Annotated in this window: 10 protein-coding genes; 3 read left to right on the forward strand and 7 right to left on the reverse strand. The window is 68.8% G+C overall.

From position 1 onward, the window contains the following. Positions 1-9: 9 nt before the first annotated feature. Positions 10-1,431: an IucA/IucC family C-terminal-domain containing protein gene (locus AB0M24_RS07315; protein ID WP_363762142.1), complete on the forward strand. Its 1,422-nt coding sequence runs from the start codon at positions 10-12 to the stop codon at positions 1,429-1,431. Between the two features lie 46 nt (positions 1,432-1,477). Further along, a complete protein-coding gene (locus tag AB0M24_RS07320; RefSeq protein ID WP_363762143.1) occupies positions 1,478-3,544 on the forward strand; it encodes a glycoside hydrolase family 2 TIM barrel-domain containing protein in 2,067 nt (688 codons plus the stop codon). Here the strand turns inward: AB0M24_RS07320 and AB0M24_RS07325 are convergent. Then, a complete protein-coding gene (locus AB0M24_RS07325) occupies positions 3,541-4,497 on the reverse strand; it encodes a chitinase (RefSeq protein WP_363762144.1) in 957 nt (318 codons plus the stop codon). The two genes, AB0M24_RS07320 and AB0M24_RS07325, sit on opposite strands and share 4 nt — an antisense overlap. 127 nt (positions 4,498-4,624) lie before the next feature. Then, complete coding sequence (locus AB0M24_RS07330; RefSeq protein ID WP_363762145.1) at positions 4,625-5,386, reverse strand: metallophosphoesterase; 762 nt, start codon at positions 5,384-5,386, stop codon at positions 4,625-4,627. A gap of 66 nt (positions 5,387-5,452) precedes the next feature. On the opposite strand from AB0M24_RS07330, the gene AB0M24_RS07335 reads away from it, so the two are divergent. Beyond that, positions 5,453-6,559: a PD-(D/E)XK nuclease family protein gene (locus AB0M24_RS07335; protein ID WP_363762147.1), complete on the forward strand. Its 1,107-nt coding sequence runs from the start codon at positions 5,453-5,455 to the stop codon at positions 6,557-6,559. Between the two features lie 41 nt (positions 6,560-6,600). Here AB0M24_RS07335 and AB0M24_RS07340 read toward each other — a convergent pair whose 3' ends face one another. The 5 genes from AB0M24_RS07340 to AB0M24_RS07360 form a co-directional block, all read right to left on the reverse strand. Continuing rightward, positions 6,601-7,071, reverse strand: a complete 471-nt coding sequence (locus tag AB0M24_RS07340; protein ID WP_363762149.1) for a hypothetical protein — start codon at positions 7,069-7,071, stop codon at positions 6,601-6,603. A 17-nt stretch (positions 7,072-7,088) separates the two neighbouring features. Beyond that, complete coding sequence (locus AB0M24_RS07345) at positions 7,089-10,823, reverse strand: ALF repeat-containing protein (RefSeq protein ID WP_363762151.1); 3,735 nt, start codon at positions 10,821-10,823, stop codon at positions 7,089-7,091. A gap of 104 nt (positions 10,824-10,927) precedes the next feature. Further along, the gene (locus AB0M24_RS07350) at positions 10,928-11,929 is read right to left on the reverse strand and encodes an SDR family oxidoreductase (protein ID WP_363762153.1); all 1,002 of its coding nucleotides are present in this window, start codon (positions 11,927-11,929) and stop codon (positions 10,928-10,930) included. Continuing rightward, positions 11,926-13,149 (reverse strand): beta-ketoacyl-[acyl-carrier-protein] synthase family protein, encoded by a 1,224-nt coding sequence (locus AB0M24_RS07355; protein WP_363762155.1) that lies wholly within the window; start codon positions 13,147-13,149, stop codon positions 11,926-11,928. Before AB0M24_RS07355 ends, AB0M24_RS07350 begins: the two co-directional genes overlap by 4 nt. Next, positions 13,146-13,397, reverse strand: coding sequence for an acyl carrier protein (locus AB0M24_RS07360; RefSeq protein WP_363762157.1), 252 nt, complete (start codon positions 13,395-13,397; stop codon positions 13,146-13,148). The genes AB0M24_RS07355 and AB0M24_RS07360 overlap by 4 nt, the downstream gene beginning before the upstream one ends. Positions 13,398-13,401 lie beyond the last annotated feature (4 nt).

The raw sequence follows: 13,401 nt of genomic DNA on the forward strand, positions 1-13,401 counted from the left end.
CGAGTACCGGTGGACTCTGATGGCATCACCTCGACCGCCCTGCTCAACTGCCTGCGGCGCGAGGTGGGGGAGGCCGGGCCGGACGGCACGATCCGCCTGCCGCGCACGGATGTGCTGCTGCGGGCGCGGCAGGGGCGGTGGCTGTCCGACCCCGAGGTGTTCACCGGTTCGTGGCAACCCCTGTCGTGGCACGAACTGGCTGTGTTGATCACCAAGGAGCTCGGGGATCCGCCGGTCGGGTTCCTCGACGAGATCGCGGGGTCGCGGTCGGCCATCGCGGCGATGCTGGCGGCTCGTCCTGAGCCGCCTGCGGACCTCTACCAACGCTCTGAGCAGGCGTTGATCGCCGGGCATCGCTACCACCCCGCGCCGAAGGGCCGTGGCGGGCTGCCCGCGTCCGAGTGGCTGCCGTACTCGCCCGAGGTGCACGCGTCGTTTTCGTTGGTGCACCTGGAGGGTTCGTTCGTCGACGACGGCGACGTGCCGTTGCCCGCCGGGGTGCTGCCGGCGCATCCGTGGCAGCTCTCGTTGCTGGGCATGAGCGGTCCCGAGGCCGATCACGTGGTGTGGCCGACGTCGTCCGTGCGGACGGTGTACGACCCGGCGGCCGACCTGTTCTACAAGTTCAGCCTCGACGTGCAGATCACCAACGACGTGCGCCGGTTGTGGGCGCACGACCTGCGCTGGATTCCGCCGCTCGCGCGGGTGCTGAGACCGGTGTTCTCCGACATCGCTTCTACTTACCCCGGAACGGCGTTCCTCATCGATCGTGGTTACCGGACTTCTCAGGAATCCTTTGAGGGACTTGCGGTTGTGGTGCGCGACGGGGTGCGGCGGCACACGTTGCCCGGCGTGACACCGTTGCTGGCGGCGGGAATCAGTGAAGGGTTCGACGGGAATCCGTTGGACGGTCTGGATTCCTCTTCCGCCTTGCGGTGGTTCCGGCAGTACTTGTCGGTCGTCGTTCCTCCTGTGCTGCACGCGTTCTTCGCGCACGGGGTGGTGATGGAGTGCCATCTGCAGAACGTTCTGGTGGGCGTTGACTCTTCCGGGATGCCGGTGCAGGCGTTCTACCGCGACCACGAGGGCATGCGTTTGCTGCCAAGGCATGCTGAGCTTCTGTCCTCTGTGGACGGTCCTGGTGGTTCGCGCGGGGTGTCCGAGGCCAAGGGCTGGGAGCGGCTCCAGTACTGCCTGATCGTGAACCACCTGATGGAGATCGCGGGTGCGGTGCTGTCACGGCATCCCTCGCTGGATGTGTGGTCGGAAGCACGGGAAGTTTTCTCGGGGTATGGATCGTTCACACTGCTGAACTCGTTGCTGGAGAGTCCGACCGTGCCCGCGAAGGCGAACCTGCTGTTGCGCTGGACGCGGGCGGAAGGCGCGGCGAGCGTTTACGTGGACTGCCCGAACCCGTTGTACCGGAACTAGCTCCATTCGTTGACGCAGGTTTAACACCGCCAATAGCGTGCTGGACATGACACGTCTGCTGGCGCTGCTCGTGCTGATCTCGGCGATGTTCGTTGGTGCACCAGCAGCTTCGGCGTACGCGCCACCGACGTTGCGCGCCTCGGTGAGCCTGGACTCCGGCTGGCGCTTCCTGCGCGCGGACGCTCCCGGGGCCGAAGCTCCCGCGTTCAACGACTCGTCGTGGAGCGCGGTGTCGGTTCCGCACACGTGGAACGCGTCGGACGGTCAGGACGGCGGCTCGAACTACTACCGGGGAATCGGCTGGTACCGCAAGCACTTCACGCCTGCGACGTCGTTGTCCGGGCGGCGGTTGTGGCTGCAGTTCGACGGGGTGAACCAGGTCGCGGACGTGTGGGTGAACGGGGTGCGGCTGGGGCAGCACCGCGGTGGGTTCGCGGGGTTCCGCTTCGACGCCACCTCGGTGCTGAAACCGGGGCAGGACAACGTGATCGCGGTGAAGGCGGACAACCGTGCGGCCGCCGACGTGGCGCCGTTGTCCGCTGACTTCACGTTCTTCGGCGGAATCTACCGGCACGTGTCGCTGACCGGCGTGGATCCGCTCGGGGTGCGCATGGGCGACTACGGCGGTCCTGGCGTCTACCTGCGGCAGCGTTCGCTCACCGATGCGTCCGCGAGTGTCGAGGTGACCACGAAGGCGTGGAACAACCGGGCTGCGCCTGCTCGCGTCAAGGTGCGCACGGTCGTTGCGGATCCTGCCGGCGTGGTGGTGGGTGAGAGCGTTTCCGCTGTTCGTTCGGTCAATGCCGCCACCGGGTTCGACACCGTGCAGACGGTGACTCTTGCTCGTCCGCATCGGTGGAACGGCAAGGCGGATCCGTACTTGTACAGCGCGAGCGTGGAGATCATCGACGCGGACACGGGTGTGGCGAAGGACGTCGTCACTCAGCCGCTGGGCTTGCGGGTCACCTCCGTTGACGCCGCGACCGGCTTTTCGTTGAACGGCAAGCGTTTGCGGTTGAACGGCGTGAACGCGCACCAGGACCGGCTGAACGTGGGCTGGGCGGTGTCGGCCGAGCAGCAGCGCCAGGACTTCGACCTGATGGACGAGATGGGCGTCAACGCGTTGCGCACCGCCCACTACCAGCAGGCTTCGCAGGTCTACGACCTCGCCGACACGCGTGGTTACGTCGTCTGGACCGAGATTCCGCTCGTCAACGAGGTGGCCGACAGCGCGGCGTTCCGGTCGAACGCCCAGCAGCAGCTGCTGGAGATGATCCGGCAGAACTTCAACCACCCGTCGATCGCGTTCTGGGGCATCGGCAACGAGCAGAAGACCAGCAACACCGCCACCAACAACCTGCTGCGCGACCTGGCGGCGTCGGTGCGGGCAGAAGACGCCGGGCGGTTGTCCACCTACGCGAGCCACATCGGCGACCTCGACCCGGTGTCCAGCCACGCCGACTTGGCCGCCTACAACAAGTACTACGGCTGGTACGACAAGAGCAGCACGGGTCCAGGCGCGTGGGCGGATCGCCTGCACGCCCAGGATCCCGCGCGCAGGATCGCGCTGAGCGAGTATGGCGCCGGTGGCAGCGTGGTGCAGCACGAGGAGAACCCGGCCCCGCCCGTGACGACCTCGCGCTGGCACCCGGAGGAGTACCAGACGCTGGTGCACGAGAACTCGTGGACGCAGCTTCGCAGCCGGGACTACCTCTGGGGTACGTTCGTGTGGAACATGTTCGACTTCGCGGTCGACAGCCGTTCTGAGGGCGATACGTTGGGCCGCAACGACAAGGGCCTCGTCACCTATGACCGTTCGGTGCGCAAGGACGCGTTCTGGTTCTACAAGTCGCAGTGGACCAACACGCCGTTCGTGCACCTGAACAGCGCCCGCTGGACTTCCCGGACTGCTGCTTCGACGACTGTTCGTGCTTACGGCACAACGGACAACGTGCAGCTGGTGCTCAACGGTGTCGCGGTCGGTGCGCCGAAGCCGCGTGCCGACGTCTACACGTGGCCGATCACGTTGCGTCCGGGCGCCAACACCGTGACGATCACCGGCACGCGAGATGGCCGTGCCTACACAGACACGGCCACCTGGACGCTGGGCTAGCCGTTGTAGCCGGAGAAGATCCGCGCGAACTCGTAGGGCTGCTGCGGGATGTTGTTGCACCGGTAGAGCGCGCCGGTGCAGGCGTTGGCATCCCGCCCCTGCTCCCAGAACGAGAGCATCCCGAGGTGTACCGAGCTCGCGAAGCTCACCAGCGCCCGCGCGTCCTTCTGGTAGAAGATCTCGTTGCGCGAGTCGTTGACGCCCAGCATCGGCGTGACCCCGATCTTCTTCCAGGCGGCCGAATCCGACAGCCCGTAGACCGACTTCACCTGAGCCTGCGTGGCCTTCGCCGCCGCGATCGCCTTGGCCCCCTGGTCAGCGGGCCCCTCGTAGTAGTCCATGGCCATGACGTTGACCATGTCGAGGTTCACACCGGCGTTCTTGGCCGACTGCACCACGTTCACGCCGTCCTGCGTCAACCCGCTGGGCAGCACCGGCAACGTCAGCGAGATCTTCAGCCCGGGATTGCGGTCCTGCAGGATCCTCAACGCCTGCGACCGCCGCTGAATGGTCGTCGGGTCGGCCACTGCCGCGCCCTCGATGTCGAAGTCCACGTACTTCAACGCGTACGCCTTGACCACGGCGTCGTACTCGGCGGCCAACGTCTGCGGCGTCGTGCAGTAGTACGCCAGCTCGATCCCCGACGCACCACCGAAGGAGATCTTCACGTCCCCACCGGCGTTGCGGAGCTTCTGGATCTCCTCCTTCTGCCACCCCGTCCTGGGGTCGTAGGCACCGAACCAGCTGGCCTTGCAGCCGTACGAGGTGACGAACCCGAGCGTGAAGCTCTTGACGCCACCCTTGCTCGCCATCTCCGACAACACCGGCGTGGGCCAGGCACCCATGTCGACGTAGGGGGCGACCGACGACGCCGTGGCCGCTTGCGCGTTCGGCAGGGGTAGCGCGGCGGCCAGTGCGACAACCGCGGCCAGCTTGAACAGCTTGTTCCGCATGACGAACCTCCTGAGGGCAGGGATGGAGGCGGGGCCACTATTGGTATAGACCATCAATCGGGCCATGGCCAGACCGGAACTTCTCGACGCGCTGAAAACGTCGGAATGCTCCCTGTCTATGGGGATTTCAGAGCCGCGCGTGGACCTCGGCGTCGTCGAGCATCAGCGGCCGCCAACTGCCGGCGCCATCCCGCCCATGCCCGGGGTCGACCCCGATGAACAACCGCCCGCCCACCCTCGTCGTCACGTGGCGCGCCGCCCAGTCGACAGTCGTGCGATGTTTGACGCGGCCGTCGCACCGCCAACGCTCGTGCTTGAAATCAACGACCGTCGAATGCCCGTGAATCTGCCCGAACGGAACGATGCCGCCATACCGCATCCACGGCTCGTGCAGCGCCGCCCCGGACTCCGCCCACAACGGCCCAGCCTGCTCATCGCGCGCGTGCGCCCCCATCTCCCAGATGAGCTCAGGCCGTTCGTTGAGCAGATCCGCGGCTTCGGCCGCGTCGGCCGGCTCACCCAACCGCTGCCACGCCGAAACCGTCAGCCCCGCGTGCGTCAACAGGAACTCGTCCCCGTTCGCCGTGACAGCGGCAGCAACCCGCATCCGCCCGTCGGCCCACCACGCGCGCAACATCTCCACACCCGGCAGCGGCTCGGGCCAGAAAACCGTTGCGCCAGGCAGATACTGAGCCTCGTGGTTGCCCGCCAGTTGCACCCACCGCTCGCCGAGCATCGGCGCGACGGCGTCGAGGACGCCGAGGCTGTCCGGTCCGCGGTCGACCAGATCGCCGACCTGGATCACCGTCACATCGTGTGGCAGCTCACGCAACGCCTGCCGCAGTTGGACAGCGTGTCCTCCGACGTCACCGATGACCGCGATCCTCACCAGGCCCCCATTCCTTGGCCACAACACTACGGCCGTCTTGGCCAGGAGTGCGGGTACGGTCGCGCCATGGACTCGCCGAGTGTGCAGCCGCCGGTCCGGCATTTGGTGCCGCTGGGAGCGGAGAACAGATGGAGCGACCTGATCGCGGCCATGATCGAGAGTGATCCCGAACCGGTTGCCGAGCTGCTGGGTCTGGGTGACTCGCCGCAGCGGGTCGTCGTCCAGCGTGAAGTGCCTGTCCGCAAGCGCGACCGCATCGACCTCGTCATCACCGTGGGCGACGAGAAGCGCTGCGTTGCGGAGGCGAAAGTCCTGTCCGGCCTCGGACTCGACCAGCTGCATCGATATCGCACCGCAGTTCCGGATGCCGCCCACTACGTGCTGATCTCGCCTGAACGCCTTCCGATCGACGCCGCAGAGTCCAGCGGATGGCGTTCGGTCTACTGGGAAGACCTTCTGCGGGCGATGGCGGACAGCAAAGTCGCTTGGATCTCGGAAACCGCTTCCGCATGGCTTTCGTACGTGGATCAGGCAATGCCGCGACTCTCAGCCGACACCAGGTGGAACGACCTGCGAGACCGCGAGCCCTTCGTCATCGCCATGCGGGCTCGGATGGCGTGGGTCTACCGGCGGCTCCGTCCACCGTCCGCGGTCGAACACGACCTGGTCAGCTCTTCAGCCGGGCAGAGTTGGGTCGCGCGGCTCTACACGCCCGCGAAGAAGACGGGTTACTGGATCTACGTCGAAGCCGAGGAGAGGCTCAGCGTCCGCAACTACCCGAAGTTCGCGGGTGATCCCCGCTGGGGAAGCGTCATCGGGCCGTCCGTCAAGGTCTGCCTGATGCAGAAGGAAGTGCAGACGTCCGCCGGCTTCGACTGGGCGTACCTGCACTCGCTCTGGCCGACGATGGCCGCAGCGAGAAAGGACTGGGTGACCAGTTCGGCCAAACCCAGGGCGGCGCACGACCGAGCCGCCTGGGAACAGATGGTTGCCGAGGGAGGGCCGCGTCATCTCGGCATCGGCTTCGGCGAGAACCAAGCCAGACAACGTGGCCAATGCATGTTCGGTGCCAGGTTCCAGCTGCCCGCCGACGCGACGCTCGGCACGATCGCGGCCGAGCTCAACGCGACGACGCAGCTTCTCCTCGATCTTGCCGCCGTCCCGAGCAGCTGACGCGGCCGCGGCATCCGTGCTGGATGCCGCGGCCTGAAGTGTCAGCCTCGGTTGTGGAGCGAGACCAGGTAGTACCCCGCGACCTGCACGCTCTCCGACGCCGAGAACTCGACGAAGAACGCGGTAGTGCCGGCCTGAGTCGTGACGGAGCTCTGCCCGGACACGGCCGACTGGTCATCGGCCTCGAACGAGCAGCCCGCCTCCTTCAACGCGCCCAGAAACTCTTCCCGCGCAACCTCTGCCGACGCTCCGTCGTGCCGCGACCCCAACGCCGCGGGCAGCTCCAGCCGGGTGCCCGGCCGCAATCTCAGCTCGACCCTGGTCACCTCGCCACCGGACACCTCCAGCGAGAGACTTCCCCAGAAGTACGGGTAGCCGTCCGCGTCCGGCCTCATCCTCAGCATCGGATGAGGCCGCCCCGGACCGAGCAGTGCCTCCGCTTCGGAGAGCGGCATGCCCGCTCTCACCGGGCCGATCCGTCCGGTGAGAGCGAGTTCGATCAGCAGGTCCATCACAGGCCCATCATCGATCACGGCGTGCCGAAGCGAACTTCGACGTTCGTGTAGTTGCCGAACTCACCCCTGAGCGCCTTCTGGTCGATCTTCGGTTGGGTGAAACCGTACTTGGCCGCCATCTTGCCGGTCGGCGTCAGGCGTGCCGCGTCGTCCATGCTCTTGCCGGCTTTCAGCGCGTTGTTGAACGCGTCGAGGTTGTCCACCATGTCCTCGTCCACGCCGCGGCCCCACTTGCCGTTGATCGCGGTAACCCGTCCGGCGAAGTGGTCCATGGCCGAGTTCACCATCCACGACCCGATGCCCTGCTTCTTCACCGTGACCTTCATCGCCAGGTCGAGCGATCCGTCGGCCCTGATGTTCGCGAGGAACTCGCTACCGTCGTCGAGGAAGATGCCGAAGTCGTCGGTCTTGCGCAGGTACTTCGCGTTCAACGCGATGATCTTCGCGTACCGGCCGATCACCGCCGGGAGGAGGAAGATCCCCACCGACCAGGCACAGCCCTCGAGCTGTTCGCCCATGTTGTCCGCGAACGCGCACTTGTAGAGGTCGTCGATCGTGCTCTTGGCGAGCGCTTTCAGCCCCTCGCTGCCGATCACGGCGCTGTCGGTGGTGTATTCCTTGACGAACCTCATGTCGATCGGCGAGGTGCCGACCTCGACTCGCGTGCACTGGTCCTTGCCCGTCGCGCCGGCCGGGCACTGGAAGGTGAACCAGCGCAGCGTGCCGGTGATGTGGTGCTCGACCTTCCAGGTGCAGGTGGTGTGAACGGCCGTCCAGACGGCCAGCGGCGTCTTGCAGCTCAGGCCGCTGACCTCGCGGGGGTCGTCCCTGACGTTCTCCGGCACGCTCTCCATGCCGAACGGACTCAGGTCCTTCTCCGCCTGAGGATCCGGCGTGTTCTGGTTGGCGTCCGCCCTCTTCGCCCAATCCTCTGCGATGCCCTGCGCCTCATCGGCGGCCGCCTGGGCGGCCACGGCGTCCTTGCCGGCCTGGATCGCGCTGGCACGGGCCGCGTCGGCGGACGCCTTGGCCTCACCGGCCTTGGTGTTGGCGTAGGTGGCTGAAGCGGCCGCGTTGGCCGCGGAAGCCGTTGCCTCGTTCGCACTCCGGCCCGCCTGCGCGGCCGCGTCACGAGCGCGCTTCGCCGATGCCGCTGCCTGGTCAGCTGACCTCTGAGCGGCGTCCGCGTAGGACTGCGCCTCACGAGCCGACTCCGCGGCGGCCGCCTTCGACGCTTCCGCCTTGTCACGCCACTGCTTCGCCTCGTCGGCGGCCTTGCGCGCGATCGCCGCCCACTCGGCGGCCTTCTCCGCGTTCTCCCGGGCGAGCTCCGCGGACTGGTCGGCCTTCGCGAGGTAGCTGTCGATCGACGCCTCGTGCTTCAGGCGGTCCGCGTCGGCCAGCTGTGCCTTGGGCAGTCCGGTGGTGAGGAACTTGCGCAGGTACGAGTCCGGGCCGGACAGGGCTGCCTGTGCGGCGGCCTTCACCTCGAGATCGCCGGTGTCGTAGGCCTTGTTGACGGCCTTGCGGTCGTCGTGCAGCGCCGCCGCGAACCGGCCGGTCTCCAGGAACTCGTGCAGGGCGTTGGCGTTGCCCGCGAGCTCGGCGTTCAGCGCCTCGTTGCCCTTGGCGTAGACGACGGAGTCGCTGCCCGCCGCCGCCATGACCCGGTTGACCTCCTGGCGGTCGGTGTCGCGCTTGCCGGGGTACGCCTTGGTGCGCAAGTACTCCTTGATGCCGTCGTAGTTGCCGTACTGCGCTGCGACCGCGGTCTCGCGCTGGGCGGCGACCGTCGTGGTGCGCGCGACGATGCCGACGCTGGAACGGTCGTCCTGCTCGACGGCCCGCGTCAGGTTGGTGCCCAGGAAGCTCTTGACCGCCCACTCGTCGCCCTCGAGCGCGGTCTCGGCGGCGGCGACGACCCACGGGCCACCGCGCGTGAGCAGACGGACCGCGACCTGGCGTCCCAGCGACAGCTTCGTGGTGTCGTTGCCGTTGCGGGCTTCGGTCAGCAGGCGTTCGGTCTCGGTGTCGAACGCCTCCCGCCTGCCCGCGGTCCAAGTGATCTTGTCGCGGTTGTTCCGCTCCTCGACCACGGCGTCCTGCGCGTCCCGCACGCCCTGCGACTCGGCCTGCTTGATCCGCTCGGCCTCGGAGTCCCTGGCGGTCTGCGCGACCTGGTGAGCCTTGTCGGCGGCGGCTTTCGCGGCCTTGGCGGCCTTGTCCGCCTCGGCCGCGGCCGTCGCCGAACGTTCCGCCGCCTTCTCCGCTTCACCGGCGTGGTTCGCGGCCTCGTCCGCGAAGTCCGCTGCCGCACGGGCGTGCGTGGCAGCCGAACGTGCGGCGTCACGCGACTCGTAAGCAGCCGTTGCAGCCTGCCCCGCCAGCGTCTGGCTCCGCTCGGAGGCACGGCGAGCTTCCGCTGCCGCCGCACGGGCACGAGCCGCGGCCTGCTCGGCTTCCTGGGCGTTGGCGCCCGCCGCACGCGCGGAAGCCGCCGCGTCCTCGGCCGCCTTGGCCGCGAGGTCGGCGTTCTTGGTCGCGCTGTTGGCGGCACCCGAGGCGATGCCGGCCTGCTCGACGGCCTTGCCAGCGGCATCCGCGGCGTTGGCGGCCGAGTCGGCGCTCTTGGCGTTGTCCCGAGCCTTCTCCGCGGCGACACGGGCGTCGTGCGCCTTGGTGGCGTCCGAGGCGGCGGCCGACGCGGCGTCGTGGGCCTGGCCCGCCGCGCGTTCGGTCATGGAGGCGGCGATGGCGGCCTGACCGGCGGCGTTCGCGGCCACCCGAGCCGCGCTGTTCGCCCGTCCCGCCGCGTCGATCGCGCTCTGGGCCGCGGCAGCCGCACCCTGGGCAGCAGCCGCGGCACGCGACGCCGCCTGGGCCGCCTTGGTGGCGTCGTTGCGGGCCGCGAGTGCTTCAGCCGCAGCCTTTTCGGCCGCTGCCTTGGCCTTCTCCGCAGCCGCCACGGCCTGGTCCGAGGCCTCCTTGGCGATGTCGTTCTGCTCGGCGGCGCGCTGCTGCTCCGCCGCGGCGAGCTCGGCCAGCGCGGCGACCGTCATGGTCTCCTGGTCGCGCTGGGCCGCGACCTGCCAGCCACTGCGCAGGAACTCGCGGACGTCGTCGATCGTGCCGTCCAACGCACGCTGAGCGGCCACGTAGACGTTGGACCCGTCGGCCGTCGCCGCGAGGATCTTGTTGACGCGAATCCGGTCGTCGTGCTCGGCAGCGGCGTACTGGCCGGTGCCGAGGAACTTCTTGACGTCCTCGAACGTGCCCTTGAGCGCGGCCTGACCTGCGGCCTGCACCTTGGGCCCGCCGCGCGCGATGATCTTGTTGACCAGCTGGTACTGGTCGTTGCGCCACGGCTCCTTCCACCCCTCGTTGAGGAACGCGCGCACATCCTCGACCGACCCGCCCATGGCGGTGTTGGCCGCGTTGCGCACCGCCGTGCCCGACGTGGCCATCATGCGGGTGAGCCTGATCCGGTCGTCGTGCTCCGCGATGACCGGCAGGTCCTGGGACAGGAACCGGTGCACCTGCTCGTCCGTGCCGACCAGGGCGGCGTTCGCGGCCTTCACCACGAGGTCGCCGCCGGTCCTGGTCAACGCGAGCGTTCTGGCTCTCTCACTCGGTTCCGCGGCACCCGCGACCGGCGCGACGGGAGACACGGTGCTGATAGCCAGACCGAGAACCGTTGCCAGAACAAGACTTGCGCGGCTCATGCGGAAGCCGCGCGTCTGCACGCGCATGCGTTCACTTCCCCCCAGAGGAAGCCGATGTCGCTCACCGGCCCGTTGAGCGGAGGCTACAACCGCGCACTCCGGGCCAAGATCCGGTTGAACACCTCACGACCTCAGCCGGGCACGACCGCCCACTGCGCGGGAGCCTTGGCCGCGAGCCGCGGCTTGGCATCGGCCCACCACCGCACCGACCGCTCCAGCAGCCCGGCCGGGTCCACGACCTGGTGGGTGGGCTCGAACGGCGTCGCCATGCTCGTGTAGCTCTCGAACATGCCCAGCAGCTCCACTGCCCGGTGCTGCACCTCCGAGAGGTGCTCCTTGGCCAGCGGCAGGAAGAAGCGGTGCCAGCGGCGGGTCGCGATGAACGGCGGCACGGTGATCTTCTCCAGGCCGCGTTCGGTCCGCCACTCGTTGAGCGTGCCGCACGCGACGTCCAGCAACGTGGACAGCCGCATGCAGTTCTCGCCACCGGCGATGGTGAGGACCGCGGATTCCCTTGGTGCGGAACCGGTTGCCGCGGCGGCGATGACCTCTGCCACCTGGTCGACCGGCGCCACCTCGGCGAACCCGTCCGGATCGCCCACGACGGCCGCGGCCAGACCGGACACCAGGGTCTGCAGCAACGTGTACGGGCCGGAGAACCGCGAGATCGCGCCCGTGGCACGGCTGCCGAGGATCAGCGGCGGCCGCACGATCGTGAGCGGTCCGGGGTGCCGCGCCCGCACCAGGTCCTCGCACACCGACTTGGACCACTCGTATCCGTTGCGGTAACCGGAGAACTCGCGCGCGTCCGCGTCTCGCCAGCCGTCGACGTACGCGGTCGACACGTGCACCAGGTGCGTGTCCGCGTCAGCCAGGTCCAGCACGGCCTCGGTCGGGCGCACGTTGGCCGCCATCGCTTCGTCAGTGCTCATCGTCCACCGCGTCGAGGCCGCCGCGTGGATGATCACGTCCCAGTGCCCGCGCAGGTCCGCGGGTGGTGCGTCGGTGCCGATGTGCCAACGGACCTGGCCCGGCGCCGGACGCCGGGTCACCTCGGTCAGCGGCAACGTGCGCAGCAGGGCAGCCACCTCGCTGCCCACCACGCCGCCCGCTCCGGTCAACAGGATCCTCATGCGTCACCGGGCCCGAGTACGAGGCAGGCGTTGTGCCCGCCGAAGGCGAACGAGTTGGACAGGACGTGGCCGCGCGGCACCTCCCGCGGTGTGCCCGCGACCACGTCGATCAGGTCGGTCAGGTCGCTGCCCGCGAAGTTGGCCACCGGCGGTACGAGGCCGGTGTTCGCAGTCGCGAGCGACACCACCGCCTCGACGGCGCCGGCCGCTCCGATGAGGTGGCCGAACACCCCCTTCGGCGCCGTGACGGGCGGCCGGTGCGCGCCGAACGTGGCCGCGATCGCGAGCGCTTCGGCCTGGTCGTTGAGCGCGGTCGAGGTGCCGTGCGCGTTGACGTGGCTGATGTCGGACGGGGTGAGTCCCGCGTCCGCGATCGCCCTGCGCATGCACCGAGCCGCGACGGCGCCGTCCTCGCGCGGTGCGACGATGTGGTGCGCGTCGGAGTTGGTCGCGTAGCCGCTGATCTCACCGAGGATGCGCGCGCCGCGGGCGACGGCGCGATCCCACCGCTCCAGCACGACGAACGCCGCGCCCTCGCCCATGACGAACCCGTCGCGGTCGCGATCGAACGGACGGCTCGCCAGCCGCGGCTCGTCGTCCCTTGTGGACAGTGCGGACATCCTGGCGAACGACGACATCACGACCGGGCTGATGCCGGAGTCGACACCACCGGCGATCACCACGTCCAGCTCGCCGGACCGGATCTTCGACGCCGCTTCGCCGATCGCGGTGGCACCGCTCGCGCACGCCGTCGTGTACGTCAGGCAGGAGCCCTGCGCCCCGGTGCGCAGGCTGATGCGCGCGGCCGCCGAACTGGCCATGATCCGCGGCACCGTGGTCGGTGACACGCGGCCGGGATCGGTGTGGTGCCGGGCGACGAGGTGCTCGGCCGCCGTGAGGCCGCCGATGCCCGTGCCCACCAGGACACCGGCGGACTCGGGCTCGGCGGCGATGTCGCAGCCCGACTCCTCGACGGCGTCGAGCGCGGCGACCAGGGCGAGCAGCACCGGCCGTTCCAGCTGCCGGAGCTCGCGCACCGAGCAGTACTCGGTCGCGTCGAAGTCCGGCACGGTGCAGGCGAACCCGACCGGCGCACCGGCCAGCTCCGGCACGGGCGCGGCCACCGACACCCCGGCGTTGAGGGTGTCGAGCACCGTCTTCACGTGGTTGCCGGCCGGGGTGCGCAACCCGATGCCGGTCACGGCGACACGCGTCCTCATGCCGGCACGCCCAACCGGATCTCCAGCAGGGTCACCGCGTCGCCGACGGTGTCCATCTTCACCAGGTCCTCGACCTGCAACCGGATGCCGAACGCCTGCTCGAGCCGGGCGCCCATCTCCATCAGCTCGAGGCTGTCCACCTCGAAGTCGCGGCGCAGGTCGGTCTTCTCGGTCACCTCGGTCGCGTCGACGCCCAGCACGTCGGCGATCTTCTGCACGGCCAGTTCGGCGATCTCCTCGCGCTGCATGACC

This window comes from Lentzea sp. NPDC051838 (assembly GCF_040681245.1).
Classification (GTDB): domain Bacteria; phylum Actinomycetota; class Actinomycetes; order Mycobacteriales; family Pseudonocardiaceae; genus Lentzea.

Coding starts and splice junctions, on each gene's coding strand:
- AB0M24_RS07335 (WP_363762147.1), top strand. CDS start 5,453: ATGGACTCGCCGAGTGTGCAGCCGCCGGTCCGGCATTTGGTGCCGCTG.
- AB0M24_RS07355 (WP_363762155.1), bottom strand. CDS start 13,149: ATGAGGACGCGTGTCGCCGTGACCGGCATCGGGTTGCGCACCCCGGCC.
- AB0M24_RS07320 (WP_363762143.1), top strand. CDS start 1,478: ATGACACGTCTGCTGGCGCTGCTCGTGCTGATCTCGGCGATGTTCGTT.
- AB0M24_RS07325 (WP_363762144.1), bottom strand. CDS start 4,497: ATGCGGAACAAGCTGTTCAAGCTGGCCGCGGTTGTCGCACTGGCCGCC.
- AB0M24_RS07340 (WP_363762149.1), bottom strand. CDS start 7,071: ATGGACCTGCTGATCGAACTCGCTCTCACCGGACGGATCGGCCCGGTG.
- AB0M24_RS07360 (WP_363762157.1), bottom strand. CDS start 13,397: ATGCAGCGCGAGGAGATCGCCGAACTGGCCGTGCAGAAGATCGCCGAC.
- AB0M24_RS07345 (WP_363762151.1), bottom strand. CDS start 10,823: ATGCGCGTGCAGACGCGCGGCTTCCGCATGAGCCGCGCAAGTCTTGTT.
- AB0M24_RS07350 (WP_363762153.1), bottom strand. CDS start 11,929: ATGAGGATCCTGTTGACCGGAGCGGGCGGCGTGGTGGGCAGCGAGGTG.